Below are 26,447 nucleotides of genomic sequence, written 5' to 3'. Positions count from 1 at the left end.
TAACGTAAGTCATGTCTAATTTAGTCAACCCTAATGGATCTGAAAATCCGTTGTCGCCGGCGGACATGCAGGCCCGTGCGCAAGAGGTCGCCGTTCATCTGTCGATGATGTCGAACGCAAATCGGCTGATGGTATTGTGTCATCTGCTGGATGGCGAAATGACGGTTGGTGCATTGCTAGGCCGGCTGGAGCTGAGCCAGTCCGCGCTCAGCCAGCATTTGGCCAAACTACGAGAGGCTGATTTGGTGGCGACCCGCCGAGACGGGCAGACCATTCACTACCGCATCGCGGATCCTAAGGTCCGGGACATGATGGCAGCGCTGTACAAAATCTATTGCCAGCCAGAGTAGGTGGAATGGTCACGGTCGCCTCGAGCCGGTACCGCAAGCTTACCACATCGGCAACAGGGTGCTGACGCGGAAGGCGGCGAACGCGAATTGTGCGACAACGGCACCGCCCAGGACCGCGATGGCAGCCGCCCACATCGCGACCCCGCTGAGACGGTCCAGAACCTCTACGGTGTCAGGCGGCGTTCCAAAATACATGGTCCCCATGATGCGCGCATAATAGAACAATGACGCCGCGGTATTCGCCGCGGCAAGCAAGGCCAACCACAGGTAGCCGCCCTGCATCGTTGTCAGAAACAGCGTCAGCTTGCCCAGAAATCCGACGGTCGGCGGGATACCGACCAGCGACAGGAATGCCAGGACAAGCGCTGCAGCCGCGATGGGTTGTCGCCGCGCCAACCCGGCATAGTCCGCGATCGCCGTGCGCCCACGCAGGTGCGCCACGACGGCGAAGGCCGCCAGATTGCCGATGGCGTAGCTGGCGACGAAGGCCAGCACCGCCATCAGCGCGTCGGGGCTGAGGCCCAGCACCGTGACTGCCATCAGCAGATATCCGGCCTGTGCGACCGAGGACCAGCCGATCAGGCGACGTACGTCGTCTTGCCAGAGTGCGGCGAGGTTGCCGACCGTCATGGTCAAAGCCGCCATGACGGCGAGCAGAGGGCGCAGTCCCAATGCGTCGGGCGGGACGAGTTGCACCAGCCGCGCCATTGCGATCGCGGCCCCGATCTTTGGCACGACGGTCAGAAAGGCGGCGGATGGGACCGGCGCGCCTTCGGCGACATCGGGCAACCACGCCTGCGCAGGCACGGCCCCCAATTTGAAGGCCACGCCGACGAGCGTCAGGGCGAAGCCCACGAACAACAGGGGCGATGGCGTAACACCCGCCGCGAAGGTCGCCGAGAGTGCGGTGTAGCCACTGTCGCCCAGCAGTCCCAGCACCAGCGCGACGCCCGTCACCAGCAAGGCGTTCGCCAAGGCCCCCATCAGAAAGTATTTCATGCCCGCCTCGACCGACAGGGCCCAGTCGCGGTGCCACGCGGCCAGTGTGTAGCCGGTGACCGATGACAGCAGCACCGCGATCACCAGTTGCAGCAGATCGCCGGCCCCGGCCATGGCCATGGCACCCAAAGCGGACAGCAACAGGATGGTGTAGTATTCGCCGTGGCGGGGGTCCGTGCGAAACCAGCCGGGCGACAGCAGGATGCAGAACGCCGTCGCGAACAGGATCATCAGCCGCGCCCAGATGCTGGCCCCGTCGATGGCCCAGGTGCCGGAAAAGGTAAATCGCGTCTCACCAATTTGCTGCACCAGCAGGGTGGCGGCGACAAGAATACCTGCCAGAGCGATCAAGGCCGCACCCGCCTGCCACCTGCGAGGCGCAAAGGCCGCAAACAGCAGGGCCAGCACCGCGGCGACGATGATCGCGATCTCTGGGGACAAGTCGCCGATTGGCATCACCTATCCTCCGACGATCGCACGGGTTGCGCTGCCGATCAGATCCAGCAGCCAGCGCGGATAGATGCCGATCAGCACGACGAGGAACAACAGCAACGACAGGACGGCCCCCTCGCGGCGGCTAAGGTCGGGAAAGCCTTTCCGCGCGGTCGGCAGATCGCCGAAAAAGACCTGCTGCAAGAGCCGCAGGAACAGCGCGGCCGTGATCAGGATACCCAGAAGGCCGATGGCTGCGATCACGGGGAACACGGCAAAGGCGCCGACGAAGATCTGCACCTCGGCCACGAAACCTGCCAGTCCCGGCAGGCCAAGGCTGGCGAAGGCCGCAATGACGGCGGCGACGGTCAGTTTTGGTGCAACGCCCGCCAATCCGCCAAAGGCGTCAAGATCGTAGGTCTGGCTGCGCGCCCAGAACCCGCCTGCGATCAGAAACAAGGCACCGGTAATCAGGCCATGGGCTACCATTTCGACCACGGCACCGGTCAGGGCAAGGGACCGCGCATTCTCTGCACCGGCCAGCATGGCCCCGGCGGCGGCGATCCCCAGCACGGTATAGCCCATGTGATTGACCGAGGTGTAGGCGATGCGGCGTTTCAAGTTGGTCTGCCCCAGTGCCACGATGGCCCCCCCACAGGATCGAGGCCAGCGCGAACAGCGCGATGGGCAGGGCATAGGCGGCAAAGCTTTCGCGCAGCATCTGCAGCGGAATGCGTACCATGCCGTAGGTGCCCATCTTCAGCAGCACGCCTGCAAGGATCGCCGATACCGGGCCGGGGGCCATGACGTGCGCCGGCGGCAACCATGTATGGACCGGGAACAATGGCGTCTTGACGGCAAAGCCCACCATGAAGCCCAGCAGGATCAGCCCGCCGCGCAGGTCCATGCCCGCCAGTGGCTGCGCCGCGATCAGCGCGCGCATGTCGAACGTGATCGGGTCCACAGACAGGACCAGCCCGATGATCGCCAGCAGGATCGCGAGCGATCCGGCCAGCGTATAGATAAAGAACTTCAACGCTGCCCGCTCTGCGCCGTTGTGGCCCCATCGCCCGATGAGGAAGAACATGCCGACAAGGCTCAGATCGAAGAAGACGTAGAACAGCAAAAGGTCCAATACGAGGAACAGGCCCAGCGACACGGATTCCAGAAACAGGAACCACGCGTAATAAGCGATAGGCCGGTCCGGGTTTTCCATCGGCCAGGCAATGCAGGCAATGAACAGCACGCCGCTCATCAGTGACAGGGCCAGCGACATGCCGTCCACGCCCACGCGCCACGCGACACCCAGCGACGGGATCCACGGCACCTCGGCCACGGATTGAAATGCCGGTGCCTCTTCTCCGGTCCTGAACAGCGCCCAAACGATGATCAGGCAGGCAAAGGACAGGACCGATGCGCCGATGGACAGCCACCGGGCCTTTTCATGTCCAAGGCCCGGTGAAAGGACCAGCGCCAGTGCCCCCAGCATCGGGATCAGGATGGCGAGTGTCAGCATGTCAGGCTCCTGCAGCGAGTATGGCGACGACGGCAAAGATGCCGCAGACGATGTAGGCGTAGTAGTGATGTGACAGGCCGGATTGCAGGCGTCGTGCCTCGCGCCCCAGCATGCCGGTGATATCGGCCGTGCCTTCGGGTATGCCGTCCGACAGCGCTTCTCCGAAGCGGTCGGCGATCCGGGCCAGCCAGTCGCCAAAGGCGGCGGTGGCGCGGACGCCCTTGTCGACGACCCGGTTGTCCGTGGCGGCAATCGCCCTTGATCCGCGTCGGGCCAGCGCGGCAACGCGACGGGGTCCGGCATCGAGTATGTCGTCGTCCAAACGTGCGGCAGCGCGTGCCAGCGCATCGAACGGCAGCACCACGCCCCGTGTGATCAGCGTCGGCAGGCCAAGCCAATCCGACGCGGCCGCCGCAGCGCCGGTGCGGCCAAGGGCGGGGTTGTGGCGCACGACGTAGATGCCGGAGGCGACCCCCACAGCCACGCAGATCAGCGAGAGGACGAGGCCCAGTGTGCTGCCTTCGGGCAGGGTGAATCCGGTTGCTGCCGCCAGCGTGTCGGACGGGGGCCACACCCACAGCAGACCGGTCGCCAGCGTCAGGGCGCCAAGTCCGGCAAGACCTGCGGTTTCCGACCAACCGGGGGCCGCGATGTCGCGGTCCTCGTCACTGCGACGGCCAAACGCCAGCAGCACGAACCGGGTCGCATAGGCGGCACTGAGGGCACCGCCGATCATGACGCCGACCGAGAGCCAGAAATCTGCGTGCTCTGCGGCCTTGACGATTTCTTCCTTGCTCCAGCCGCCGCCGGTCAGTGGCAGGCCCGCGAGACCTGCCGCGGCGATCACCGCAAGGCCGGCGATCAGCGGCATGATCCGCCCCAGCCGCATCCGGTCCAGCCGGTAACTGCCTGTCGCATCGCCAGCTGCGCCGGCGACAAGGAAAAGCGGGGCCTTGAAGGTCGCATGAACGATCAGGTGAAGCGCCGCCACACCGGGGTAGCCCGCACCGATAGCGACAAACATGAATCCCAACTGGGCAGAGGTCGAAGCCGCCAGAAGGCGTTTGGCGTGGTTTTGCAGGACGCCGGTGACGCCGCCTGTCAATGCTGTCGTCAGGCCGATCGCGATGGTCGTTGCCTGCCACCCCGGGACGACCGACAGGGATGGATGCAGGCGCGCGATGATGTAGGCTCCGGCCGCCACCAGCGTTGCGGCGTGCAGCAGGGCGGATACAGAGCTTGGCCCTGCCATTGCGCGAAACAGCCAGGGCGCGAACGGCACCTGTCCTGCCTTCGATGCGGCGGACAGCAAAATCCCGTAGGCGACAATGAACGCCAATGGCCCTGACAGCGTCGCGATCCCGGCATAGTCAAACGATCTGGTCCCTGCAAACAGGGCCATCGCGGCGGCGAAAAGGCCCAGATCGCCAAACCGGGTGACGACAAAGGCGTAAAGGCCAGACCGAGGGTTTTCGATGGCGCGCCACTTGTGCGCGATCAGCGCCCATGAACAGGCACCGATCAATTCCCATCCGATCAACAACGTCAAAAGATCGCCCGCGACGACGACCAGCTGCATCCCGCCCGTGAACAGGATCATCAGTCCGGTCAGACGTCCGATGCCCTGCGCGGCCTCGTGCTGGGTCGCATGAAACACCACCGCGAGCGCCACCGTCGGCACCATCAGCGCAATGGCGGCCGACAGCGGCGTGAGTGCGGCGGACAGACGGATTGCATCGCTCCAGATCAGTGTCGCGGTCCAGCCCTGTGCGGCGGCCAGCAGCGTCAGACACAGCGTGGCGCCCAAGACCACGACAGCAACCGTGCCCAGCCAGCGCCGCGACCGGTCGCCCATCGCTGCGATCACAGCGCCGGTGACGATCGGAAAAAGGGGGATCAGCCAGAGCATCAGTTCTTCAAGGTCTTGATGGATTCGATGACGTCCGCCTGCCGCTTGCGATAGACCGCCACGACCAGCGCAAAGCCGATGGCCAGTTCGACCGCCATCACGGCCATGATCAGGATCGCCAGCAACTGCCCCTTTGGCAAACCGCCAAGGCTATAGGCCCAGAATCCGACGGTCGCCAGAAGGGTCCCGTTCAGCATCAGCTCCAGCCCCATCATCAGCATGACGAAGGACTTCTGCGACAGCGCGCCGAACAGGCCAATGCCGAACAATGCCGCGGCGACAATCAGAAGGGCCGTCAGGGTCATGTCAGTGGCCCTTTCCGTGATCGTCATGGGCCTGCATCGCGGGCTTTTTCTGCATGCTCATGCCGTGGCCGGCGTGGCCACCGTGGCCCTTGCCGTCTTCGGCCTTGCGACCCGCCGGGGGACCGCCTGCGGTCAGGCCGGGCGGGACGGAGCCTTGCCCGGCCGAGCCGAAGCGTCCACTCGCGCTCGACAGCACGACGGCACCGACCATTGTTGCCAGAAGGGTCACGCCCGCCGTCTCAAAAATCAGCATGGAGTTACCGAGAAGTTCGAACCCGAGATCGCGCAGCGTGTCGCCGCCCGGCGGCAACGGGTTATCGGGCAGCGGTGTCGTCAGGATCGCAACGGTCAGGCCGACGAAGGCGGCGATCCCGGCCCCGATGGAGAAGCGATACTGGTGGACCATCTGCATCGGGTTCAGGCCAGCGGGGTTCATCATGAACATGACCATGAACAGGCCCATGACCATCATCTCGACCGCCATCATGAACACGGTGGCGACGCCAATGTAATCGGCCGACATCAGCAGCGCGATGCCACCTACAGCGATAAAGGACACCATCAGCGCAAATGTCGCGCGAATCATGGAATCGACCCGAAAGACCCGCCAACCGCTCCAGATCGCGAGTGCGGAGAGGGCGTAGAACAAGATATCCTTTGTCATAGCGCCACCAGTCCTGCCCAGATCAGGTCAGCGAACGACAGCGGCAACAGGACCATCCAGATCAGGCCCATCATGCGGGACACGGGCATGCGCGCTGCCAGATGCGACAGGCCGATCACGAGGGTCATGACGAGTAGGGTCTTCAAAGCGATCCAGAGCGGCCCCGGCAGCACTGGCCCGAGATAGCCGCCCAGAAATACGGTCGCAGCCATGGCCGAAAACCCCGTCAGTATCGCCAGCCGCGCGATCTGCCAGCCCAGGCGGTCCGGTCCAGACGCCTCGACAGAGGTTCCACCCGCCAGATCGGCGCTGTCCGCATAGTCGAACGGGCCGCGCAGGGTCAGTGACAGGCCAAGCAGCAGGAACAGCGGCAGACCCAGCGGCTGGCGGATCAGGTTCCAGACATCGGCTTGCGAACTCACGATGTCGCGCAGGTCCAGCGACTGGGCGGGCAGGGCGGCCGCGATCAGGACGAACATGCTCAGCAGCATGATCGGCAGGCCAATCGCGACATAACGGTAGGCCCCGATCATCGCCAGCGGCGCATTCGGCGACCAGCCATGCAGAAAGACGACGACAACGACCAGCGCTTCGCACGCGCCCCACAGGACCACGCTGGTCGGAAGGGCGATAAGGGCCGTGTCGGGTCCCAACGGCACCAGCGCCAGCCCGGTCAGGGCCAGCGCCATGTAACCGGCAATGGACAAAAGCGCGTTCATCCTATCGGGGGCCTCTGTGGTCAGCCGCTGTTGCGTCAGCCACAGGGCCGCTGTCCTGAGCGGCCCGCCCCCGTGCCCGACATCCCGTCCCGAGATCCAGCCGCGACACGCGGTATCAAGAGCTGCCGCCAGCCAAACGCTGGCGCACAGGAAAACGAGCATGCCAAGTATCGTCAGCAGCGTCATGACATATGCCCCGCGTGCATATCATGCCCAGAGTGGTCCTGGGTGTCGTCCTGATCATCCTGATCGCTGTTGTTGCAGATGACGCGCAATATCGCGGTATCGAGGCTGCACAACACCAGCATGGCCGCATGCCATTCCAGACCGACCAACAAATTTTCAAGCGTCGTGTCGCCGGCTTCTGGCCAGGCGGCATCTGGTTCTGTCCCTGTCATGCGATCAAACCGGGTGCGCACGTCCGACCCGTCTGGCAACCGACCCAGCCCGGATGGGATCGCAAACCGCGCACCGGACATCCGGATCAGCCGCCGCAGAACGGGATCACCGGCATGGTTGCCTAATGATCTGATGGCGAGAGCGGGCAAACCCAGCAGGCTTAGCATGGATGCCAGCGGTGCCCCGTCATGGTCGAACGGCAGATGCGTCACCACGACCTTCTGGATTACATCGCCCTGCAGCGTCAGTGTCAGGACCAGACCGGGCGGAAAGAACTGCAGGAACGGTCCGAAAGCAGCTGTGTAACTGTCCAGCGCCAACCCGTCGCGGATGTCGTCGTCGGTCATGGCCATCGGCCGACCGTAAGGTGTACCACCCATCATGCCCTTGCCGCCTTGCCCGTGAGGGCCGACACCGCGCCATTCCGAAGGGGGCGCGTCGGGCAGGATATCGGGCGCGGAGGCACGCTTGCCTGCCAGCACCGCGGTGAAAACCTCTGCCACCGCCCGGCCGATGTCATCATCAGCGGCGACTGCGATGGCATCCGGCAACGAGGGGAGGGGAGGGGACTGCCACAAAAGCGTCGCTCTGGGATGCGGCAGCTGGTCGTGCAGACGATGCAGATAGGGGATGAGAGCGTCAGGCATCTGGCCAGCCACCAGCAGAATGCTGGCAGCGCGTGGCGTATCAACGACTGACAGACCCGGATGCCGAGAGAGCGTCAATGCCGCGGCTGGGGCACCGTCCCCCATAGCGATGAACACAGGCACCCGTGCGCCCGCCGCGAGGCGCGTGATCCACGTCATTCCCATTTGAAAATGCCTTCCCGCCATCCATAAAGGATGCCGACGGACAAGATAGCCAGGAACATGCCCATCTCAGCCAAGGCCTTGCCGCCTTCTGCGACATAGACGACAGCCCACGGATACATGAACATCATTTCCATCTCGAAGGCGACGAAAAGCAGGGTCATGGTGTAATAGCGGGCGTGGAAACGTTGCCACGCGTGGGTTTGCGGGTCGCCACCGCCCAACACCGGGCGCTGCTGCGGTGCCGTGGCCGGGCCGGAAAAATCAGACCAGCCGGCCGCGCGAAGACCGCCGACGAACACAAGCGTCAGAGCGAAGATTCCGGCAAGAATTAAAATTGTTTCCATGGAAATGCGAGGAGCCCTCCCTTGGGGTCGTCGGACATGATGTGCCATATGGGGTCATGCACAACCTATAAATCAACAGACCTCCCGCGCGGGAGGGTTCCGCACCAGCGGGATTGTTTTAATTTCCCGACATTATTGCAGCAGTTTTCCTGCAATGCCTTGCTGATGATGTTGACGTTTTACAGATGTGCTAGGTGTTCCGAAGCGATATCAATTTCATGCAGCCGATTTGGCAAAGCGGGACCGCAAACTGGCCCTGCGAGGTTGCATGGTACCAAGCAGAACCTCTCGGCCGTCTCGCACATAACGCGCTTGGCATTTCGATGGCAGCAAGGCTGCTCTATCCCGTGACGGGGCTGCTTCTATCTCCGATGATTGCAGATGCGGCGACGAGCTTCTCATCAGTCTCAGTCTCAGTCTCAGTCTCAGTCTCGGTCACTGCCAGTGCATTGTGACAGCGCCAGGTGGAATTGTAGCGCATGAGATGATCCCGATGGCCCTGACGTCACCACGCACCCTGCGAACACGCTGCGATAATCACAGGACCGCGATCTGAGGCCGGCGGCCTCAAAAGCGACTTGCCTTCCCCTGCAGGAAGGTGGGTAGCGGAAAACATCGATAAAATCTGCTTTCAGGCCAGTCACATCGGAGTTCTCCCCATGCGCGACCAATACGCCGTCGACCGTCGTCAATTTCTGGCTCTCGCCGGGTCCACCACGCTCGCTGCAGGTCTTGGTTTCAGCCCGGCTGCGTGGGCTGCGACGCCCCGTCAATCACTAACGGTTGGCACACGCACGATCGAAGTGAATGGCAAGGCTGCGACCGTCTTCGGGATTACAGATACCAATGGACGATCCGGTTTGATCCTTGACGCGGCGGGCGGGTTCAACGTGTCGTTGACCAACGCGACCGACGTGGCCACGATCATGCACTGGCACGGGCTGACGCCCCCGTTCGGCATGGACGGCAACCCCCTGTCCCAGCAGCCCATCGCGCCCGGTGCGTCCATGGCTTACAGCTTCGATCTGCCGCGCGGCGGGACCAACTGGATGCATTCGCACTTTGGCTTGCAAGAGACGCAGCTCATGGCCGCCCCCCTCATTGTCCGCGAGGGCGAGCCGCAGATGCAGGAGGTCGTCGTCCTGTTGCACGATTTTTCATTCACACCTCCAGAAGAGATCCTTGCGACCCTGAAAGGGAAAGGCGCCGCGGTCGTCGGATCCGGCACGGCAGCGATGGACATGGGGATGCCCGGCAGCGGGACCGCGATGCCGGGGATGGCCATGGGCGGCATGGCGGGGATGGACCATTCCGGCATGACCATGAACGGGAACGATGGTGCCACGGCAATGCCGGGGATGAACATGCGCGGCATGGCGATGGGTGGCATGGCGATGGGCACCATGGACATGGACCTGAACGATATCACCTTCGATGCCTATCTCGCCAACGACCGCACGCTGGCCGATCCTGAAATCGTCGGTGTCGACAAGGGCGATACTGTCCTGCTGCGGATCATCAACGGGGCGGCATCGACAAACTTCTGGATCGACCTTGGCCAGATCGAGGGTACGGTCAAAGCCGTCGATGGCATGCCCGTTCAACCCCTGCGCGGCAGCAGGTTTGGCCTGGCCATGGCGCAACGTATCGATATCGAGGTCACGATGCCGGCAGACGGTGCCGCGGTTCCTGTGTTGGCGCAGCGCGAAGGGGACATCGCCCGCACGGGAATCGTGCTGGCACCGACCGGTGCGACGGTCACGAAGATCGCCGCGGCCGCCGACACAAAATCCGCCCCCGTCCTTCTGGAACTGGAACGTCAGCTTGTGGCCGCATCGCCGCTTTCGGCCAAACCTGTCACGCTGCAGATCATGGCGATGCTGACGGGCGACATGCAGACCTATGTCTGGGGGATCGACGGGCGGACCTTCGACAACCGTCAACCGCTGGAGGTCTCCATGGGCGACCGCGTCGAGGTCACGATGCACAACATGACCATGATGTCGCATCCCATGCATTTGCACGGACACCACTTTCAGGTCGTCGGCATCGACGGGCAGAAAATATCCGGCGCGATGCGGGACACGGTTCTGGTCCCGGCGATGGGAATGGTCACGATCCAGTTCGACGCTGACAACCCCGGTGAATGGCCGTTGCACTGCCACAACCTTTACCACATGGCGGCGGGCATGATGACGACGGTAAAATACGTCTAGATCGGGCAGCGCAGGGAGCGCACCCATCTCAGGCTATATGTGCTACCACTTGCAGGCCGGGCCTCGACGCATTGAAGGTCGAGCCTGACTCCGGTTGTCGTGCTTGATAGGTGTCCTGCATCGCATTGCGCGTTTGAAACCTGCCCCTACGCGAGAGACAAGGCACAAAATGAACAACACTTATAAGGCCATCATCGCGGTTTTCGTGCTTGGCGGCTTGGGCTTCTACTGGACCGCCCGACAGGCTTCACCCGAAGATACGTCTGCGTCCATTCAACCTGCTGCTCCAAGCGCGCTGGCCAGCAATGCGCCGATCGTCGACGTTGCGGTTCCGGCCGAACTCTCGGCCGACGCCCGGATGGGGCAGCGTGGGTTTGAGGCGAAATGCGCATCGTGTCACGGCACGCACGCTGCAGGGCAGACTGGCGTGGCGCCACCGCTGGTACACAAGATCTACGAGCCCAACCACCACTCTGACGTGGCATTCGTACTGGCGGCAAAAAATGGCGTACGGGCGCATCATTGGCAATTTGGAAATATGCCCCCGGTCGATGGCGTGACCAACGCCGACGTCATGTTGATCGCGCGCTATATTCGCGAACTTCAGCAGGAAAACGGTATCTTCTGATGTCACGCAGATGAGACGTTCAGACTAAGGGCGTCCCCCGAAACGCACACATCTGTTGTTCTTCCAATGAAGATACTTGCGGGCACGTGTCCAACACCCGGCTCATTTTTTTGAATGAGAATGATGCAGGGATCTACGTTCGTTCTTTTTGAGTATGGCCGTCAGTTGGCAGGATCGAAGCGCTCAACTCCTCCAGGCTGGTTTGCATGCGACCGCGTTGGTCTGCCGGGTAAGCCTCAACGGGCGGCAGCCCACCATTGAGATAAAACAGAACGAGATCACGTGCGATGGGGGCTGCAGCAAGCGAGCCGCCACCACCGTGTTCCACGAGGACAGATACCGCGATGCGCGGTTGCGCTGCCGGGGCGAAAGCGGTGAACAGCGCATGGTCCCGGCGGTTCCACAAAAGGTCCGCCTGACTGCGCACGCCGGCAGCCCGTTCTGCCGCCGTAATGCTGAACACCTGACTGGACCCGGTCTTACCCGCCATGGTCTGCCCTTCGGCCACAATCCGCGATGATCTTGCCGTGCCACGTGCTGCATTGACAACATCCGTCATGCCCGCGTGGACAAGTGCGAGGGACGCGGGAGACAGTCCCATGTCCTCGAAATTCCGGGTGTCGCCTGCCATCTGCGGTTTGAACAAGCGGGGCTCGACGTTCTTTCCCGACGCAACCCGCGCCGCCATGATGGCAAGTTGCATCGGCGTTGCCAGCACGAAGCCCTGACCGATGGACGCGTTGATCGTATCGCCGATCAGCCATTCCGTCCCGTAGCGTTCCAACTTCCAGACCCGGGAGGGGTTCAGACCCGATGAAATGCCTGAGAGGGGCAGGTCGGGCCGCTGACCGAGACCCAGTCGTGCGCTCATGGCGTGCAGGTTGTCGATCCCCACCCGCCGCGCCATCTCGTAGAAGAATACGTCACAGGACTCGCGCAGGGCACCGCGCAAACTGATGTGGCCATGCCCGCCGCGCTTCCAGCAGTGAAACCGCCGACCGCCGATTTCGACAAACCCGGGGCAATAGACGGTCTCTTCGGGGCCAACCTCGGTACCCTCCAGTGCCGCAAGTGCCAAAGACATCTTCAGAACGGAACCTGGCGGATAGGCCCCTTGGACGACCTTGTCCGACAAAGGCCTGTAAGGATCGTCGCGCAGCGCATTATAGTCCTTCGACGAGATACCATCGACGAAGAGGTTCGGATCGAATGTCGGGGCCGAAGCACAGGCCAGCAGGTCACCGTTCTGCACGTCTATGACCACGGCTGCCGCACTCTGGCCAGCCAGTCGTGCAAGCGCGAAGTTCTGAAGATGATGATCAATCGTCAACTGCAGGTCCGCGCCCGGCACAGGTGGCACCCGGTCCAGGCTCCGCATGACACGGCCCGCAGCGTTGACCTCGACCGACAGGCGACCCGCGGTGCCGCGCAAGGACGTCTCCTGCGCCTTTTCGATACTGATCTTGCCGATATGAAACCCGGGCAGGGTCAGCAGGGCGTTATTGCCATCGTTGTCTGCGACGTCCTGCGCATTGGCACGCCCGACGTAGCCAATGAGATGGGCGAAATCGGTCCCGAAGGGATAGACCCGCTGAAGCACGACGTCTGCCGAAATGCCCGGCAAAGCAGGAGCATTCAGTGAGATCTGTGACAGCTCGTCCCAGGTAATGTCCCTGGCAACCGTAACCGGTACGAAACTGCTGCGATCCGCCATCTCGTCCAGAATCTGCCTCAGGTCATCGTCGGACAGCCCCAAAATCTTCTGCACGTCCGCCAGGACCTTTTGGGGATCGCCGGCCCGCTCGCGTACGATGGTCACCTGATAGGTCGGCCGGTTATCAGCCAGCACGGCACCGAACCGATCCAGAATGCGCCCACGGGGCGGCGCCACGAGTTGCATGCTGATCCGGTTTTCCTCGGCCATCATGCGATACGTGTCTGCCTCATCGATCTGCATCCTGTGCATTCGCAAACCGAGCGCGCCTGCGACCGTCAGTTGGGCCCCTCCCAGGATCATACTGCGGCGCGTCAGCCGGGGATGTGCCTTCGGGTCTGTTTGCAATTTGGTCATGGCACGAGCCATTCCGTGGCGAGGGCCGTGCGCCGGGCTGCGATGTTGCGCCAGATACCGATGGCCAGAAGGATCAACCCGGCCAGAGCGACGTAGGGTCGGACAGGATCGAAATATGCCAGCAACAGGGGACCGCCGAAGATCAGCATGAGGATCTTGTTGCAGACAGGGCAGGCGATACCGACAAAGGACAGGACGCCGCCGATCCCGGCCCGGCGCGCGCCACAGGCCGTAAAGCGCACTGCAAAGAATACCCCGGTCAGGATGGCCAACAGAAGTACTGCCGGAAATTCCCAGGCAGCAACGGGTGTCATCCGTATGAACAAGGGGTTGGACCAGACTGCGGTGATCGTGCCGACACTCGCGAAGGTGATCAGGCCCCAGATCAGGCCGGCCCGTGGGCGATAATGAGATTCCACGTCAGTTTCCTCCGCTTTCCATACCGGCCATTCCTTCCATACCCGCCATACCGCCCATCGTTGGATCGGTTACAGGAGTAGGCAGTCCAACGCTCGTCTGACCCGCCGGAGTGAGGAGATAAGTCGCGATCGCTTCCCGGTCGCGATCGGTCAGCATTCCCGTGCCTTGCGCAATCGCTTCGGCCATACTGCCGCCCAGGACGTCTCCGTCTGGCATGATCCCTGTCCGCAGGGCGTAGGCCATGTTTGCAACGGTCCAGCCCCGCGTCAACAGGGCCTCCGTCCTGATGGATGGGGCCTTGTTCCCGCCAGGCAAGTTGGCATTGCCAGCGAGGCTCTCACTGGTGTCCAATCCACCGAACAGTCCGCGGGCTGTGTGGCATGCTGCACAATGCGAAGCACCGTTCACCAGCTGTTGTCCACGGTTCCAGGCATCCGACTGCGCCATGACCGGTGTCATTTCGGACTGTGTCATGTACCGCGCCCGCCATAGCTTGAGACCCCATCTGAGGTTGAACGGAAAGTTCAGATCATGGCGCGCCGCGGCGACAGGGACGGGGGGGACCGTGCGGAACGCCGTCCAGAGATCCGCAATGTCCCCATCGGTAAAGCGGTTGTAGAACTCGTAAGTAAATGCCGGATAATAGGCCTTTCCATCGGGTCTGACGCCCTGCCGCACCGCGACAGCAAACTGGTCGAGCGTCCAGTTTCCAATGCCATGGACCGGATCCGGCGTCAGGTTCGGCGGAACGAAGCGACCGAACGGCGTGTCCAGCGGTGCCCCGCCGGCGAGTGCGGCTCCGCCTCTCTGAACGTCCGTGTGACATGCGACGCACCCAGCGGATCGCGCAAGATAGGCCCCGCGCTGTGCATCGCCTTCCATCATGCCAAGGGTGACAGGTTCCACGATGGGCCAGCGCGATACGGTAAAGATGCCCGCACTTGCAAGGATTCCTCCCAGGACCAGCGCAACGACAAGCCATCGCATCTCAGCTGCCCCGCCGAAATTGGCTGTGGCAGGCGGCACATGTCTGGCTGACCATTTCAAAGGCGACCGGTGCGGGCATGGTGGCATAATCGAGGACGCCATTGTCGCGCTCCTCCGGCAGGACTGTTGCGCTTGCGCGCGCGTCAGCCGTCGGTTCGACACCCATCAGTTGCGCCACTGTCAGATCCTGCGAGGGTAGCGCGTCGGTATCGGCCATGCCGGACATGTCGGCCATGCCTTCCATTGTCCCCATGTCGTGAAGCGGGCTTGCCGGTCGTGGCGCTGTCAGCCCATTGGGAACGGCCATCGCCAATCCGAAGGCCTGACTCGCGAGCAAATCGGCCAGATCGGAAAAGTCATCCCACCGCTCCCATAGCGCCGACACTGCGTAGGATGTCGCGGGAATGGCCTCCTCTGGGAATAGCTTGACCATGTTACCGCCCGCGTGTGCCATGATCGTCGCGGCACCCTTCTGAGCCGCGGCGATATCATAGGGAGCCTCCCCGCGCATCATCGGCGCAAGCTCACCCATGACCTTCTTCATGGCGGACATGCCGTTCATGCGCTCAAGCACGACGCCTGTGGCACCATTATGGGCAAACGCGGCGGCACCCAGCGACGATGCAATGATCGCGCCGATCGTTATCGATCGTTTCATATCTGTCTTCTTCTCGAATGTGGCGATGTGGCGAAGCGGTCCCCGTTAGGGACATGGCTTCAGACGCGCGGTGGCGGCACATCGGACCCGCGGCCCTGCTGATCGGCCGCGGTCGAAATCGCTGGCCTCGCATGCAGTGCTGCGGCGGGCGTGGGTCTGGGCGGAATGGCGTTTGTGACTCCGATGGCCAATCCACAGGCCATCAGGGTATGGCACCCCGTTGCAGCGGAATGGCTGGGTGTCGCCACCGTCACGGACTGTACAACAGCGTGCGGGCGAACGTGGCTCTCGGAAGCGGATCGGACATGTCCACCGTCCAGAAACAGCAGCGCGATGAGAAGTGACATGAGACAAGACGCCACCCGTAAGGGGCGTCCACGCGGACATCGCGAGAAAAGACCGCTCATCAGCAGCTTGCAAGTGTCAGTCACCCAGCACCTTTGCCAGCCGAACGCATTGCAGCTGCGGAAGCGCGCCGGCGTCGTCGTGGTCTGCGTTGGGTAAAAACTGGTCATGTCGCCTGCACGCCGTGTTTGAACGGTTATTATTGAGACAACTTGGAACAGGTTCCAGCGCTGGAGGGTCAAACGCTTTCTGATGCGGTCCTCCGCTAAAGTGCCACTCTGGATCCTCAATTTGCACTTTGCTCACTGAGGTCTTCTGCATCTGGCACACTTGCGAGCAGCTGATCTCCTTGATGCTTGCGAATATTGGGCGTCCGGTCAGTTTCCTACTGCTGGACCGTCCATCGTCAGGTGACGGCCGCATCGCAAGGCCGGTCCGTTTCGACACCGATCAAGGCTTTGAACAGGGAGACCGTGACGGTTCCCAGAAATGCTGTTCGCCCCACAACAAAGGCCGGCGTGCCGATGAAGTGAAAGAGACTTGCAACAGCCTTGCTCTTGAGGAGCTGGTCGGTGGTGCGGGATGATTGCATATCCGATTGGAACGCTTCGATATCGAGCCCGATGCTGGCCGCGATCTGGGACACATAGGCCAGATCGGTGACCGCAGGCGTACGGATCAACCGGGCGTACATCTCGCTGTAGGCACCTTGCCTCTGCGCTGCCAGCACAGCCCGGCTGGCAATGATCGACGCATCGCCAAGGATCGGCAGTTCATGACGGACGATGTAGAAGCGATCGGGCATATCCTGTTCGATCTCTGACAACCGCGCATCCATGACGCGGCAATTGGGGCATCTGAAGTCGGAAAAGACTGCGACAGGAACGCGGCCCGGAACAGGATCGCCGTAAAGAGCATCACAGGGGTGGTCGCGAACGTCCTGAGCCAAAACGCGGGCCGCGGCCGACACGGCGTCTCCGTTCGAAAGTCCGGCAAAGATTGGCTGGTTTGTGGTAATGGTGCCGGCGGCCGTGAGTTCCCGGAAGGGCGGCAAGTCGTCAAGGTTTCTAAAGTCGAGAGACGGCGTCCGCAAAGACAGTAGGTGCGGTGCCCCTTTCACCCAAGCGCCAACAGCCAGTGCGCCACCCGCCAACAGAGCGCGTCGTTTCCAGACACTCATGATTGACGTCGTCCCAGCGCTGCCGCCTCGTCGTTTTTTAACGCTCTCGACTGGGGCATGCTCATGCAAACAGCAGGACCAGCATGACGACCGACATCGCCACCATGCCGAGGTTTTCGGTCAGCGACACGAAGCCCAGCGGTACGTTGCTGTCTCCGCCGACACAGGCGCATTTCAGTTCGCGCTTATCGATGTAGACCGCTTTGAAGACGCTCACCGCGCCGATTGTACCGATCAGCAGCGCCAGCGGGGCCGACAACCATGTTGCGACCATCGCCGTCATCAGGATGCCAGCCCCGGTCTCGATGAAGGGGTAAATGTATCCGTACCGCACCCAGCGCTTGGCCAGCAGGTCGTAGTTCAGGAACATTGTCGAGAAACTCTCGATGTCCTTCAGCTTTTGCAGGCCCAGCAGGATCATCGACAGTGACACGAACCATCCCAAAGTCTGCCAGGTCAGCAGCGTCTGAAACGCATACCACGTGAAAGCCACTGCCGTCAGCGCCGCGACCGAGAACAGCGCGATGACGGGGGTATAAGACAGTCCGTCGTCATCCGGGTCGGCCTTGCCAAAATACACCTGCAGATCGTCATGGCCTCCGATCCGCTGACCGTCGATGAAGGTCTGCGGCGTCGTCTTGACGTCGTGCTCCGACTTGAAGGCCTCGGTCTCTTCCTTGGTTTTCAGGTGATGATCTTCGACTGTATAACCCTGCCGTTCCAGCAGGTCCTTGGATTTCAGGCCGTAGGGGCAGGTGTGTTCTGGCATGACCATCCGGTAAAGGACGGCCGTTCTGGCGTCCGCACTGTTGTCTTTGGGCATGGGGCAGTTTCCTTATCTTACGTGATGCCGTTCAGGACGCACAGGCCCAGTAACCATCGTACCCGACGGTCAAAGGTTGCCCGGTGGTCAGATCGAACAGCAGGGTGGCTTCATCCTCAGCGGCATGGGGCGTAACTGTCACCCGCAGTCCCTCCGTCTGGGCCGCAACGCCAGCATTGTCGGGTGTGCCGTCACCGGTCAGCATGACCAACTGGCCGGACACCTTCGTCACCGATGCGCCGTCGGCGGCAACGGCGAACACCGGGTCCGCATCGACGCCACGGCGGAAATTGCAAACCGCTCCGGCGGGCAGGGCGCGGGTGATCTCATCATCGCTCAGCGGTGCGAGATCGACAGAGGCGATGACGGCGGACGACAACGCCTCGGTCAGCGAAGCCACTTCGGCCGGGGCATCGGCTTCGCCCAACGGATACGTCGTTTGTTCGCCATTGGCTTCGATATCGGCGATCATCCAACGCATTTCCGCGATCTCGCGGTCCTGCGCCTCGATGATCTCGTCGGCCAGCTTGCGCACGCGGGGATCCGAGATGTTGGCGCGCGACGACGTCAGGATTGCGATGGAGTGGTGCGGGATCATTGCCTTCATCCACGCGACGTCGCCGACCGTCTCTTGTGACCGCACCAGCCAGAGCGCCAGCGCGAACACCACTGCGGACCCGCCGAAGATCGCCATATTAACTGTACGGTTCTTGTACATGCCCAGCATGAACGCCAGCATGATAATCGCCATGATCGCACCCATATAGAGCGCCATCCACATGCGGGTCTGCGAGAAATAAATATGCTCAAGGGAATACGAGTTCAGATACATCAATCCGAACATGACCACAGTGGAGGTGGCGATCATCGCGAAGAAGCGGACATAATGCATGGGGTATCCTTCTTGAGTACGGCTTTGCAGACGCAACCAAGTTCCGGCGCTGGAATGTTCCCATAAAATCAGTATTTTTATACAGCGCCCCGTGATGCGAGGCGGACCGGGGCAAACCGTCACCTTTGCTGAAAGGCATCAGGTCGGGATGAAAGTGAGTTCAGCGAACCGTGGGCACCTGAAATCCGGTGATGCCATGGCCATCCTCAATCCATCCGGGCAGTATTAAAAGGGAATGCCGTGACGGTGAACATCTGCATCTGCAACACCTGCGCACCGGCGGCATCTGTAACGGTGTCCAGGCTGCGGCTGATGGCGGCCATCGGTGCTGCAGGTTTGAACGACACCGTGAGCGTGTCGACGGCCGCCTGCCTCGGCGCGTGTCAGACCCCGTCGTCTGTGGCACTCCAAGGTCAGGGTCGCGCCACATACCTGTTCTCGGGTGTGTCCTTCGATACGGATATCGACGATCTGATCGCGACGTGCCGCACCTATCTGGAGGCTCCGGACGGGTGGATCGAGGACGCGCGGCCGTGTGGCAGACTGCGGTCCTGCCTGCGGGCCCGCATCCCCGTCATGCCTGCGCAGAAAGTCTAACCGCTCGGTCGTTCAGGCCGGTTCAGCTTGTTCGCGTCGCCAGACGGCACCCGCGACCATTCCCAGGACGATCCAGGTCAGCAATCCGACGCCAAGTGATCGCGCGGTGAAGAGTGCTGCCAGTTCCATTGGTGCGCTGCCCGTCAGGACATCCGGCAAGCGCGGACCGACCAGATGAGGAGCCACCAGCAGCAGGGCCGCAACGGCCCATTGGCCAGGCGTCTTGCCGTACGCCAGGATCCAAGCACCCCCCGCGGCTGACAGCACGAATATCACCCACCAGATCTGACGCATGGCAAGCTCAGTCTCGGTCGCCCCCGGTAGTTGTGCAGGCAGCGAAAACGCCGGAGCGAGCATGACGACGGCAAAACCGGCGATCCCCCACAGGAGGCCGGACCGCGCATCGATCCGGTCGCCTGCCTGTCCGCGAAACGCCATCAGTGCGACGAGGATCACGCCATAGCCGCAGTAGAGCACAACCATGACCATGATCGTCAGCGCATTGCGCATCGTCAGAAGTGCGGCGGGGGCTTGTTCGGATCTAGTCTCGAATACTTCGGCCGAGAGAAGAATGTCCTGAACGAAGACAAGGTGAAGCACGCCGGCTGCCACACCGGCGGCCGCGCCGGCCAGCAGCGCGGTCGTCAGAATGGGACGCAACATGTCAGTGGCAGGGAAAGCCGGTCGCGTGGCGCACATCGTGCGCAGCGTCGTGAATGGCACCGGCCGAGGCAAAGCCAACGGACGCGATCAAAGCCAGGCCGAACGCCAGGGCCATGATGATTGCGCGTGTGCCGCCTGCATCGCGCACCTGCGATTGAACGAGGGTCGTCATAGGTCATTCTCCTTGCCGTCACACCCGACGGTCGGTCTGCACTGTGCCTGGCAGGTCTCCTGGCTCGCGGGTCGTGACGATCTGCCGGCCTTCCCCACATCATGGGATGTGAGTGGACAATTCGGCAGTCGCTCACCGCTTACAGTCGCGGGGGCGGCTCTGGCATCGGATCTCCATACCGGATCGATCCTGACCAGATTCCCTGTTCGGTTCCTGCACTTTGTGCGTATGGAACACCAAGCAGGATCACTAGACCGGGCCTGAACCGAAAATGCAATATCCGTTACGCGGCACCGCGCCCGTCACAGGCCAGGGCAGGGCGCTTCGCCCGGGCTATCTCGTCGCCTTTCCCAGGCTTTGCAGGATGGGCCGGGATTGCGGTGCGGCTGGCGGGGCGATGACGGGTGCCGCCACCGGGATCAGCGCCACATTGTAGCCAGAGGCCCAGAACAGGATCGGGCGGATACTGCGCATCATCGCACGATTGACGGACATGACATGCACCGCTTCCGTCGCCAGATTGACCGCGGCCGCCGTGGCGCTGTGCACCGCCAACGTGACGCCCGGATCCGCCACAAGAGCGCGCTGAACCCGCCCCAAGCAGGACGCACAAGACGTGCCAGTAACGGACAATGTGATCGGGGACATATCGGACATGGAAGGTACCTCACGCTTTGGTTCAGCGCCTTACATAAGGGTTGCAGTCCGGGGATAAGGTTTCCAGTCCGGGGGAAGGTCGACAGTCCATACCTACAGAATTGCATTTGACCTTCCAGCGGGGGAAGGCCCCACATATTTACCACAGCATAGGAGACTGTTATGACCACCTATTCCATTCCTGCCATGAGTTGCGGCCACTGCAAGGCGACCGTCGAAAAAACAGTGCTGGCTCTCGACCCCGCCGCGACCCTGTCGTTTGACATGCCGGCCCGCACGGTCGCCATCGACAGCGGGCGCGACGACGCACTGCTGCGTGCAGCCCTGAAAGACGCCGGCTATCCGGCGGTAACGGTCTGACCCAAGCGTCACGCCCAAGACTGTCTCATTTCGACGACTGCGCCGGGCACCGGCGCGATCGTGTTTTCTGTGTAAAAGGTTTTTGATATGACACGCGGTTCTCTGTTTTCTCTTATCGCAGGCCTTACGTTCGGCCTGACCGGCAGTTCGGGTGCCGCGCAGGTCTTTTCCACGCTGGCCGAAATCGACGTGCCCAGCACCGGCGTCGTCGAGGAGCCGTCGCTTGTGACGCTGGCCGACGGTCGCGTTCTGATGTCCTGGACCGAAGTGTCCGGTGACACCTTCGCCAAGGTCGAGACCGCGATCTACGACGGTGTAACCTGGTCAGACCCCGTCACCGTCGCTGAAGGTGATGACCTCTTCATCAGCTATGCGGACTTTTCCTCTGCCGTAGGCCTGCCAGATGGCCGGATCGCCGTCAGCTGGCTCCGGATGAACGGGGACTCGTACTATGATTACGACATCAACATTGCGATCTCGGGTGACGGTGGCAAAACGTGGGACACGCCCATCGTGCCGCACCGGGATGGCCTGAGCCGCCAACACGGTTTCGTCACGCTGCTGCCCGATGCAAAGGACGGTCTTCTGGCGATGTGGCTCGATGGACGGTCTTACGAGACCGGCGATACGTTCGGCAGCGATGACGCAGACGCCGGCGCCATGCAACTGCGGGCGACGACTGTCACTGGCGACCGAACCCTGTCGGACGATCTGCTTCTGGACGACCGGACCTGCACCTGTTGTCAGACGAGTGCGGTCGTGACCGATGATGGGACCGTCCTGCTGGCCTACCGTGATCGGACCGCAGACGAGGTCAGGGACATTTCGGTGGTGCGGCGCGTGGAGGGGACATGGACAGATCCCCAGCCGGTCAGCGGCGATGGCTGGGAAATCGACGGATGCCCGGTGAACGGCCCCGCCATCGCAGCCCGTGGCGATCATGCAGCCCTTGTATGGTTCACCGGCGCCGGCGGCGTGCCAGCGGTCAAGATGGCCTTCTCGGACGATCGGGGGGCCAGCTTTGGGCCCGCACGACAGATCGATCTGGGCGGACCCGCGGGCCGGGTCGACCTGCTGCAACTCGTGGACGGATCGGCCCTCGTCAGCTGGGTCGAATGGACGGCAGCCGGAGAAGTGCTCCTGACCTGCCGGGCGACCGCGGCGGACGGATGCGGAGACCCGGTCGCCATCGCGGTCAATCGCACGGGAAACGCGATGGGCTTTCCCCGCATGACGCTGGCGGGCGACGACGTTTACATCGCCTGGACCGAACCATCAGTTGACGCAGAGGGTCGCCCGGATGATGGGACCGCCATCCATGTCGCGCGCGGAACGGTCGATCTTTCTGAATGACCTGACCCGATGAGATTGAGGCAGTCGCTTTTGGAAACGTGCGGCCTTTCATGCCCGGCCTGCAGGGGGCGCGACCGCACGTGTGGCCGTGGCCTGCGACACCGACAGTCGGTTTGATCTTGCCCTGAACAAACAAGGCAAGCGTCGTTCGCTTGTCGGACGATCTCCCCGGCCTTTACGAAAACGTGAACAATTAAAGAATGTTGCGGGATTTTGGCCGGAGAGACCCGCTGGCGTAGGTGTTGCGATACATCACACCATCGGCAAAATGCTGCAGTGCGACGCCAAATACCGAAGTAGCAATTGACGGGTGCCTGATCCAAATTTAAATAGGCATTCATGACAACTCTCGCCGCCCTTCTGAAACTCCTGCGCTGTGCCATGGTGATTGCCGTGGCCGCGGTCCTGGCGTTCGGCGCGTTGGCGGGGCCGTTGTCGGCGCAGCAGCAGCAGCACGAGCATGAAACGACGATGTCATCTGACGAGATCGCCGAGCATGAAGTACACGAAGCCCGTGCGGCCTGCCCCGCCAATCATAGCTCCGATATGCACGGTAGCGAAGACGGCAATTGCTGCGTTCAGGCATGCGCAACGATTCTGGGCGTTCCATCACGCATCGATGGCCCGACGGGACGTTTGAGCTCGATTGATCCGTTCTATCTCGCAATGGTGCCGCGTCACGCTGCCATCAGCTTTATCCGTCCGCCCTCTCTGACATTCTGATCGCGGCCCGCAGGCGGGCCTGACTTCAGATATCGGTCCCTCGAACGTGAGGGACCGCGTTCAGCAGAGCAGGATACTTCGTGACATTCAGATTTCTATTCGTCGGGGCCGTGCCCCTGACGCTGTCAGCGTGCATGCCGCCGCCGACACCCTTGCCTGACACGGCCTATATTGCCGCACCAGCGACAGCCACTGTGGCCGCCCGGCAGACCGGTTACGTCAACCCTATCCGCAACTATACGGTGCGTCCCGTCATGGATCCTGCCGACTGGCGCGAGTCCAACACATCACAGGCGGATCTGTGATGCGGGTGCTCAAGATGACGGTCATCGCATTTCCGCTGGCCCTGGGGGCCTGTGCAACAACACTCCCACCCGGGATCACGGCACCGGACGCCGGTTTCTCCCTTGTTGCGGACAAGACGCGGGCCGCGACGGGCCGTAAGTCCGTCTGGTTGCAGACCAGCGCCCAATCACAACAGGTTGCGAAAGAGATCCACGCTCTGACGCACCGCAAGACGATCACGGCCGATACGGCGGTGCAGGTTGCCTTACTGAACAATCGTGGCCTGCAGGCATCCTATGCCGCCGTGGGTCTGTCGGCGGCCGACATCTGGCAGGAGTCGACACCGGAGAACCCGATCGTCTCGGTTGGCCTGCTCGGAATCGGCGCACCGGAACTTGGACTGTTCCGAGCACTGGAATCCCTCGCCAGGGTCAATCTCCTCGATGCGCCAACCCGAAAGCGCCGCGTTGCCGTGGCACAGGCCGATTTCCAGCGTGCTCAGATGCAGGCCGTCGTAGACACGCTGACACTGGCGGCGGAAACGCGTACCGCCTGGATCGATGCCGTTGCCGCGTTCGAGACGGTGACGTTTCTCAATCAAGCGTCGCAGGCGGCTGACGCGTCTTCCGAACTGGCACAGCAGCTGGGTCAGACCGGTGCCCTGAACCGGGCGGGTCAGGCCCGTGAGCAGGTCTTCGACGCGGAGCTCGCCGCCCAGACGGCAGAAGCCCGTTTGGCGGCCTCTGTCGCCAAGGAACAACTTACACGCCTGATGGGGTTGTGGGGCACCGAGGTCGATTATTTCGTCCCCGATGCGTTGCCGCAGCTGCCGGGCGGCCTGCGCGGAACCGGCGCCATCGAGGCGCAGGCCTTGCAGAACCGCGTTGATCTGGAAGTGGCACGGCTGAGCCTTGCGGCGACGGCACAGGCTTACGGGCTGACGGACGCAACCCGCGTGCTGACGGATCTTGAGGTGATTGCCGGTGCGGAACTTGAACGCGAATTAGGCGAAGACGGCGATGTAGAGACAAAGATCCTGCCGCAAGCCGAACTGGAGTTTCAGATCCCGATCTACGACAGCGGCAAGGCCCGCATGCGTAAGGCGGAACTGTCTTATCTGCAGGCGGCCAACAGTCTTGCCGAAATAGCCGTTGCGGTGCGCTCGGAAGCGCGGGTTGCCGAGACCAGGTATCGCGGCACTTATGCCATTGCGAAACAATACCGCGATGTCGTTCTGCCGCTGCGCCGGATCATTGACGACGAATCCCTGCTGGCCAACAACGGCATGATCACCAGCACATTCGAACTGCTGATCGATGTCCGCGAAGGACTGGGCAGCAAACTCGATGCGGCAGAGGCCAAGCACCAGTTCTGGCTCGCCGCAGCCGGCCTTGACGCAGCCATTTACGGTGGCGGTGGCGGGGCAGGGGGCGGCGATGCCGGCGGCGTCGAACTGGCCGCCGGTGGCGGGGCCGGACACTAACCCTGAAATCTCACAAAAGGAAAAAGACAGATGATGAACAGACGTCAACTTTTGGGAACCGGAGTGGCAGGGGCAACCCTGGTATCGACCAAGGCGTGGTCCCAGACCGACAACCGTAGCTTGCCAGAGGCGGCTTTGACAGATGCGGCTGGCACGCAGCCGCCTGTCGTGCCCACCTCCGGTCCCGACTACAATCCGGTCGTCACGCTGAACGGCTGGACGCTGCCACACCGGATGAAGGACGGGGTGAAGGAATTTCACCTTGTCGCCGAACCTGTTGAACGGGAACTGACCGAAGGCACCACGGCCTATCTGTGGGGATACAACGGCACATCCATCGGCCCGACCATCGAAGCGGTCGAAGGCGACAGGGTCCGCATCTTCGTCACCAACCGCCTGCCGGAGCACACGACCGTACACTGGCACGGGCTGATCCTGCCGTCCGGCATGGACGGCGTGCAGGGATTGAGCCATCCGGGGATCCCGCCGGGCAAGACCTTTGCCTATGAGTTCGATCTGATCAAATCGGGCACGTTCATGTACCACCCGCACGCGGATGAAATGGTGCAGATGGCCATGGGTATGATGGGCATGTTCGTCGTCCACCCCAAAGACCCGGCATTCCGGCGCGTCGACCGCGATTTCCTGATCATGCTGAACGCCTTTGACATCGATCCGGGCACCTACATTCCCCGCATCATGGAAATGACCGACTTCAATCTGTGGACCTGGAATAGCCGTATTTTCCCGGGCATCGATCCGCTGGTCGTGAACAAGGGCGATGACGTGCGTGTGCGCGTCGGCAACCTGACGATGACGAACCATCCGATCCACATGCACGGCTACGACTTCAAGGTGTCCTGCACTGACGGTGGCTGGGTGAACCCCGACGTGGCGTGGTCCGAGGTGTCGATCGACATCCCCGTGGGGGCGATGCGTGCGTTCGACTTCAAGGCCGAGCATGAGGGCGACTGGGCAATTCACTGTCACAAATCGCACCACACGATGAACGCAATGGGCCACGACGTCCCGACGTTCATCGGGGCCGACAAGACCAACGTGACGCAAAAAATCCGGCGCGTGCAGCCGGAATACATGCCGATGGGCACGGCCGGCATGGCCGATATGGGCGAGATGGAGATGCCGATCCCCAAAAATACCGCGCCGATGATGTCCGGATGGGGCAAGTACGGCCCCATCGAGATGGGGGGCATGTTTTCCGTCGTAAAGGTCCGCCCCGGCGTCGCGTCCGACGATTACGCGGACCCCGGTTGGTATGAAAACCCGCCGGGCACCCAGGCCGCCGAATGGACCGGCGAGGTACCGGAACCCATGCAGGTTGCGGATGCCACGACCCGATATACCGATCCGCCGGTGTCGCGCGGCTGACCGGGCCCGCGACCGCACACGGCAGATCATTCAGAAATCCGGGCCCGAAAAGGTCCGGACAGGCGGCTAAAAGACCGCTGCAAACCCCGCGACCCC

General features: G+C 62.3%; 28 protein-coding genes, 1 pseudogene and 1 riboswitch. Of the genes and pseudogenes, 10 read left to right on the top strand and 19 right to left on the bottom strand.

Annotation, left to right across the window (positions count from 1 at the left end):
• The first annotated feature begins 11 nt into the window (after nt 1-11).
• Nucleotides 12-350 (top strand): ArsR/SmtB family transcription factor, encoded by a 339-nt coding sequence (locus GLR48_RS22555; RefSeq protein ID WP_237065931.1) that lies wholly within the window; start codon nt 12-14, stop codon nt 348-350.
• A gap of 39 nt (nt 351-389) precedes the next feature.
• Here GLR48_RS22555 and GLR48_RS22550 read toward each other — a convergent pair whose 3' ends face one another.
• From GLR48_RS22550 to GLR48_RS22515, 9 genes and pseudogenes are all read right to left on the bottom strand, one after another.
• Nucleotides 390-1,805: an NADH-quinone oxidoreductase subunit N gene (locus tag GLR48_RS22550; RefSeq protein ID WP_237065928.1), complete on the bottom strand. Its 1,416-nt coding sequence runs from the start codon at nt 1,803-1,805 to the stop codon at nt 390-392.
• Nucleotides 1,806-1,808: 3 nt separating this feature from the next.
• Nucleotides 1,809-2,477 (bottom strand): proton-conducting transporter transmembrane domain-containing protein, encoded by a 669-nt coding sequence (locus GLR48_RS25830; protein WP_272911690.1) that lies wholly within the window; start codon nt 2,475-2,477, stop codon nt 1,809-1,811.
• Between the two features lie 7 nt (nt 2,478-2,484).
• A pseudogene (locus tag GLR48_RS25825) lies at nt 2,485-3,270 on the bottom strand (complex I subunit 4 family protein); the annotation flags it as partial.
• Between the two features lie 28 nt (nt 3,271-3,298).
• Entirely contained in the window at nt 3,299-5,206 is a 1,908-nt protein-coding gene (locus GLR48_RS22540) for an NADH-quinone oxidoreductase subunit 5 family protein (protein WP_237065927.1), read from the bottom strand.
• The gene (gene nuoK / locus GLR48_RS22535; protein ID WP_237065925.1) at nt 5,206-5,511 is read right to left on the bottom strand and encodes an NADH-quinone oxidoreductase subunit NuoK; all 306 of its coding nucleotides are present in this window, start codon (nt 5,509-5,511) and stop codon (nt 5,206-5,208) included. The genes GLR48_RS22540 and nuoK overlap by 1 nt, the downstream gene beginning before the upstream one ends.
• 1 nt (nt 5,512) lies before the next feature.
• The gene (locus GLR48_RS22530) at nt 5,513-6,175 is read right to left on the bottom strand and encodes an NADH-quinone oxidoreductase subunit J family protein (RefSeq protein WP_237065922.1); all 663 of its coding nucleotides are present in this window, start codon (nt 6,173-6,175) and stop codon (nt 5,513-5,515) included.
• A complete protein-coding gene (locus tag GLR48_RS22525) occupies nt 6,172-7,080 on the bottom strand; it encodes an NADH-quinone oxidoreductase subunit H (protein ID WP_237065921.1) in 909 nt (302 codons plus the stop codon). The genes GLR48_RS22530 and GLR48_RS22525 overlap by 4 nt, the downstream gene beginning before the upstream one ends.
• A complete protein-coding gene (locus tag GLR48_RS22520) occupies nt 7,077-8,105 on the bottom strand; it encodes a hypothetical protein (protein ID WP_237065919.1) in 1,029 nt (342 codons plus the stop codon). The genes GLR48_RS22525 and GLR48_RS22520 overlap by 4 nt, the downstream gene beginning before the upstream one ends.
• Nucleotides 8,096-8,497 carry an NADH-quinone oxidoreductase subunit A gene (locus GLR48_RS22515; RefSeq protein ID WP_237065917.1) on the bottom strand — a complete coding sequence of 134 codons (402 nt, stop codon included), beginning with the start codon at nt 8,495-8,497 and terminating at the stop codon, nt 8,096-8,098. The genes GLR48_RS22520 and GLR48_RS22515 overlap by 10 nt, the downstream gene beginning before the upstream one ends.
• A 611-nt stretch (nt 8,498-9,108) precedes the next feature.
• Here GLR48_RS22515 and GLR48_RS22510 point away from each other — a divergent pair.
• Nucleotides 9,109-10,665 (top strand): multicopper oxidase family protein, encoded by a 1,557-nt coding sequence (locus GLR48_RS22510; protein WP_237065915.1) that lies wholly within the window; start codon nt 9,109-9,111, stop codon nt 10,663-10,665.
• Nucleotides 10,666-10,834: 169 nt separating this feature from the next.
• Nucleotides 10,835-11,293, top strand: a complete 459-nt coding sequence (locus tag GLR48_RS22505) for a c-type cytochrome (protein WP_237065913.1) — start codon at nt 10,835-10,837, stop codon at nt 11,291-11,293.
• Nucleotides 11,294-11,426: 133 nt separating this feature from the next.
• Here GLR48_RS22505 and mrdA read toward each other — a convergent pair whose 3' ends face one another.
• The 7 genes from mrdA to GLR48_RS22470 form a co-directional block, all read right to left on the bottom strand.
• The gene (mrdA, locus tag GLR48_RS22500; RefSeq protein ID WP_442915870.1) at nt 11,427-13,364 is read right to left on the bottom strand and encodes a penicillin-binding protein 2; all 1,938 of its coding nucleotides are present in this window, start codon (nt 13,362-13,364) and stop codon (nt 11,427-11,429) included.
• Nucleotides 13,361-13,783 (bottom strand): hypothetical protein, encoded by a 423-nt coding sequence (locus GLR48_RS22495; RefSeq protein WP_237065911.1) that lies wholly within the window; start codon nt 13,781-13,783, stop codon nt 13,361-13,363. The genes mrdA and GLR48_RS22495 overlap by 4 nt, the downstream gene beginning before the upstream one ends.
• Before the next feature lies 1 nt (nt 13,784).
• Nucleotides 13,785-14,690: a c-type cytochrome gene (locus GLR48_RS22490; protein WP_442915869.1), complete on the bottom strand. Its 906-nt coding sequence runs from the start codon at nt 14,688-14,690 to the stop codon at nt 13,785-13,787.
• Nucleotides 14,691-14,772: 82 nt separating this feature from the next.
• Nucleotides 14,773-15,429 (bottom strand): c-type cytochrome, encoded by a 657-nt coding sequence (locus tag GLR48_RS22485; protein WP_237065907.1) that lies wholly within the window; start codon nt 15,427-15,429, stop codon nt 14,773-14,775.
• A 751-nt stretch (nt 15,430-16,180) separates the two neighbouring features.
• The gene (locus GLR48_RS22480) at nt 16,181-16,954 is read right to left on the bottom strand and encodes a DsbA family protein (protein WP_237065905.1); all 774 of its coding nucleotides are present in this window, start codon (nt 16,952-16,954) and stop codon (nt 16,181-16,183) included.
• 61 nt (nt 16,955-17,015) lie between these two features.
• The gene (locus tag GLR48_RS22475; protein WP_237065904.1) at nt 17,016-17,777 is read right to left on the bottom strand and encodes a glutaredoxin; all 762 of its coding nucleotides are present in this window, start codon (nt 17,775-17,777) and stop codon (nt 17,016-17,018) included.
• A gap of 31 nt (nt 17,778-17,808) precedes the next feature.
• Nucleotides 17,809-18,669: a DUF6692 family protein gene (locus GLR48_RS22470; RefSeq protein ID WP_237065903.1), complete on the bottom strand. Its 861-nt coding sequence runs from the start codon at nt 18,667-18,669 to the stop codon at nt 17,809-17,811.
• 240 nt (nt 18,670-18,909) lie between these two features.
• Here GLR48_RS22470 and GLR48_RS22465 point away from each other — a divergent pair, with 240 nt between their 5' ends.
• Nucleotides 18,910-19,266 carry a DUF1636 family protein gene (locus GLR48_RS22465; RefSeq protein WP_237065902.1) on the top strand — a complete coding sequence of 119 codons (357 nt, stop codon included), beginning with the start codon at nt 18,910-18,912 and terminating at the stop codon, nt 19,264-19,266.
• 12 nt (nt 19,267-19,278) lie between these two features.
• Here GLR48_RS22465 and GLR48_RS22460 read toward each other — a convergent pair whose 3' ends face one another.
• The 3 genes from GLR48_RS22460 to GLR48_RS22450 form a co-directional block, all read right to left on the bottom strand.
• On the bottom strand, nt 19,279-19,929 hold the full coding sequence (locus GLR48_RS22460) for a CbtA family protein (RefSeq protein WP_237065901.1): 651 nt from the start codon (nt 19,927-19,929) through the stop codon (nt 19,279-19,281).
• A 1-nt stretch (nt 19,930) separates the two neighbouring features.
• Nucleotides 19,931-20,101 (bottom strand): CbtB domain-containing protein, encoded by a 171-nt coding sequence (locus tag GLR48_RS22455; RefSeq protein ID WP_237065900.1) that lies wholly within the window; start codon nt 20,099-20,101, stop codon nt 19,931-19,933.
• A 32-nt stretch (nt 20,102-20,133) separates the two neighbouring features.
• A riboswitch (cobalamin riboswitch) is annotated at nt 20,134-20,357 on the bottom strand.
• Nucleotides 20,358-20,434: 77 nt separating this feature from the next.
• A complete protein-coding gene (locus tag GLR48_RS22450) occupies nt 20,435-20,758 on the bottom strand; it encodes a hypothetical protein (protein WP_237065899.1) in 324 nt (107 codons plus the stop codon).
• 162 nt (nt 20,759-20,920) lie between these two features.
• On the opposite strand from GLR48_RS22450, the gene GLR48_RS22445 reads away from it, so the two are divergent.
• From GLR48_RS22445 to GLR48_RS22420, 6 genes are all read left to right on the top strand, one after another.
• Nucleotides 20,921-21,118 carry a heavy-metal-associated domain-containing protein gene (locus tag GLR48_RS22445; RefSeq protein ID WP_237065898.1) on the top strand — a complete coding sequence of 66 codons (198 nt, stop codon included), beginning with the start codon at nt 20,921-20,923 and terminating at the stop codon, nt 21,116-21,118.
• A gap of 87 nt (nt 21,119-21,205) precedes the next feature.
• Nucleotides 21,206-22,471, top strand: coding sequence for a sialidase family protein (locus GLR48_RS22440; protein WP_237065892.1), 1,266 nt, complete (start codon nt 21,206-21,208; stop codon nt 22,469-22,471).
• A 339-nt stretch (nt 22,472-22,810) separates the two neighbouring features.
• Nucleotides 22,811-23,194 carry a hypothetical protein gene (locus GLR48_RS22435; protein ID WP_237065890.1) on the top strand — a complete coding sequence of 128 codons (384 nt, stop codon included), beginning with the start codon at nt 22,811-22,813 and terminating at the stop codon, nt 23,192-23,194.
• Between the two features lie 80 nt (nt 23,195-23,274).
• Nucleotides 23,275-23,499: a hypothetical protein gene (locus GLR48_RS22430; protein WP_237065888.1), complete on the top strand. Its 225-nt coding sequence runs from the start codon at nt 23,275-23,277 to the stop codon at nt 23,497-23,499.
• Entirely contained in the window at nt 23,499-24,962 is a 1,464-nt protein-coding gene (locus tag GLR48_RS22425) for a TolC family protein (RefSeq protein ID WP_237065886.1), read from the top strand. The genes GLR48_RS22430 and GLR48_RS22425 overlap by 1 nt, the downstream gene beginning before the upstream one ends.
• 30 nt (nt 24,963-24,992) lie before the next feature.
• Nucleotides 24,993-26,351, top strand: a complete 1,359-nt coding sequence (locus GLR48_RS22420) for a multicopper oxidase family protein (RefSeq protein WP_237065884.1) — start codon at nt 24,993-24,995, stop codon at nt 26,349-26,351.
• Nucleotides 26,352-26,447 lie beyond the last annotated feature (96 nt).

Source organism: Loktanella sp. M215 (assembly GCF_021735925.1).
GTDB lineage: Bacteria > Pseudomonadota > Alphaproteobacteria > Rhodobacterales > Rhodobacteraceae > Loktanella.
Note: the sequence above shows the minus strand (reverse complement) of the source record. Positions and strands in the feature narration are given on the sequence as shown.

Excerpts from the sequence above, each read along its gene's own strand:
- GLR48_RS22455 (WP_237065900.1), bottom strand. The coding sequence starts at position 20,101 with ATGACGACCCTCGTTCAATCGCAGGTGCGCGATGCAGGCGGCACACGC.
- GLR48_RS22435 (WP_237065890.1), top strand. The coding sequence starts at position 22,811 with ATGACAACTCTCGCCGCCCTTCTGAAACTCCTGCGCTGTGCCATGGTG.
- GLR48_RS22475 (WP_237065904.1), bottom strand. The coding sequence starts at position 17,777 with ATGCCCAAAGACAACAGTGCGGACGCCAGAACGGCCGTCCTTTACCGG.
- GLR48_RS25830 (WP_272911690.1), bottom strand. The coding sequence starts at position 2,477 with ATGCCCTGCCCATCGCGCTGTTCGCGCTGGCCTCGATCCTGTGGGGGG.
- GLR48_RS22445 (WP_237065898.1), top strand. The coding sequence starts at position 20,921 with ATGACCACCTATTCCATTCCTGCCATGAGTTGCGGCCACTGCAAGGCG.
- mrdA (WP_442915870.1), bottom strand. The coding sequence starts at position 13,364 with ATGACCAAATTGCAAACAGACCCGAAGGCACATCCCCGGCTGACGCGC.
- GLR48_RS22425 (WP_237065886.1), top strand. The coding sequence starts at position 23,499 with ATGCGGGTGCTCAAGATGACGGTCATCGCATTTCCGCTGGCCCTGGGG.
- GLR48_RS22420 (WP_237065884.1), top strand. The coding sequence starts at position 24,993 with ATGATGAACAGACGTCAACTTTTGGGAACCGGAGTGGCAGGGGCAACC.
- GLR48_RS22540 (WP_237065927.1), bottom strand. The coding sequence starts at position 5,206 with ATGCTCTGGCTGATCCCCCTTTTTCCGATCGTCACCGGCGCTGTGATC.
- GLR48_RS22550 (WP_237065928.1), bottom strand. The coding sequence starts at position 1,805 with ATGCCAATCGGCGACTTGTCCCCAGAGATCGCGATCATCGTCGCCGCG.
- GLR48_RS22485 (WP_237065907.1), bottom strand. The coding sequence starts at position 15,429 with ATGAAACGATCGATAACGATCGGCGCGATCATTGCATCGTCGCTGGGT.
- GLR48_RS22530 (WP_237065922.1), bottom strand. The coding sequence starts at position 6,175 with ATGACAAAGGATATCTTGTTCTACGCCCTCTCCGCACTCGCGATCTGG.
- GLR48_RS22505 (WP_237065913.1), top strand. The coding sequence starts at position 10,835 with ATGAACAACACTTATAAGGCCATCATCGCGGTTTTCGTGCTTGGCGGC.
- GLR48_RS22480 (WP_237065905.1), bottom strand. The coding sequence starts at position 16,954 with ATGAGTGTCTGGAAACGACGCGCTCTGTTGGCGGGTGGCGCACTGGCT.
- GLR48_RS22510 (WP_237065915.1), top strand. The coding sequence starts at position 9,109 with ATGCGCGACCAATACGCCGTCGACCGTCGTCAATTTCTGGCTCTCGCC.
- nuoK (WP_237065925.1), bottom strand. The coding sequence starts at position 5,511 with ATGACCCTGACGGCCCTTCTGATTGTCGCCGCGGCATTGTTCGGCATT.
- GLR48_RS22515 (WP_237065917.1), bottom strand. The coding sequence starts at position 8,497 with ATGGCACATCATGTCCGACGACCCCAAGGGAGGGCTCCTCGCATTTCC.
- GLR48_RS22470 (WP_237065903.1), bottom strand. The coding sequence starts at position 18,669 with ATGCATTATGTCCGCTTCTTCGCGATGATCGCCACCTCCACTGTGGTC.
- GLR48_RS22440 (WP_237065892.1), top strand. The coding sequence starts at position 21,206 with ATGACACGCGGTTCTCTGTTTTCTCTTATCGCAGGCCTTACGTTCGGC.
- GLR48_RS22520 (WP_237065919.1), bottom strand. The coding sequence starts at position 8,105 with ATGGGAATGACGTGGATCACGCGCCTCGCGGCGGGCGCACGGGTGCCT.
- GLR48_RS22450 (WP_237065899.1), bottom strand. The coding sequence starts at position 20,758 with ATGTCCGATATGTCCCCGATCACATTGTCCGTTACTGGCACGTCTTGT.
- GLR48_RS22460 (WP_237065901.1), bottom strand. The coding sequence starts at position 19,929 with ATGTTGCGTCCCATTCTGACGACCGCGCTGCTGGCCGGCGCGGCCGCC.
- GLR48_RS22555 (WP_237065931.1), top strand. The coding sequence starts at position 12 with ATGTCTAATTTAGTCAACCCTAATGGATCTGAAAATCCGTTGTCGCCG.
- GLR48_RS22525 (WP_237065921.1), bottom strand. The coding sequence starts at position 7,080 with ATGACGCTGCTGACGATACTTGGCATGCTCGTTTTCCTGTGCGCCAGC.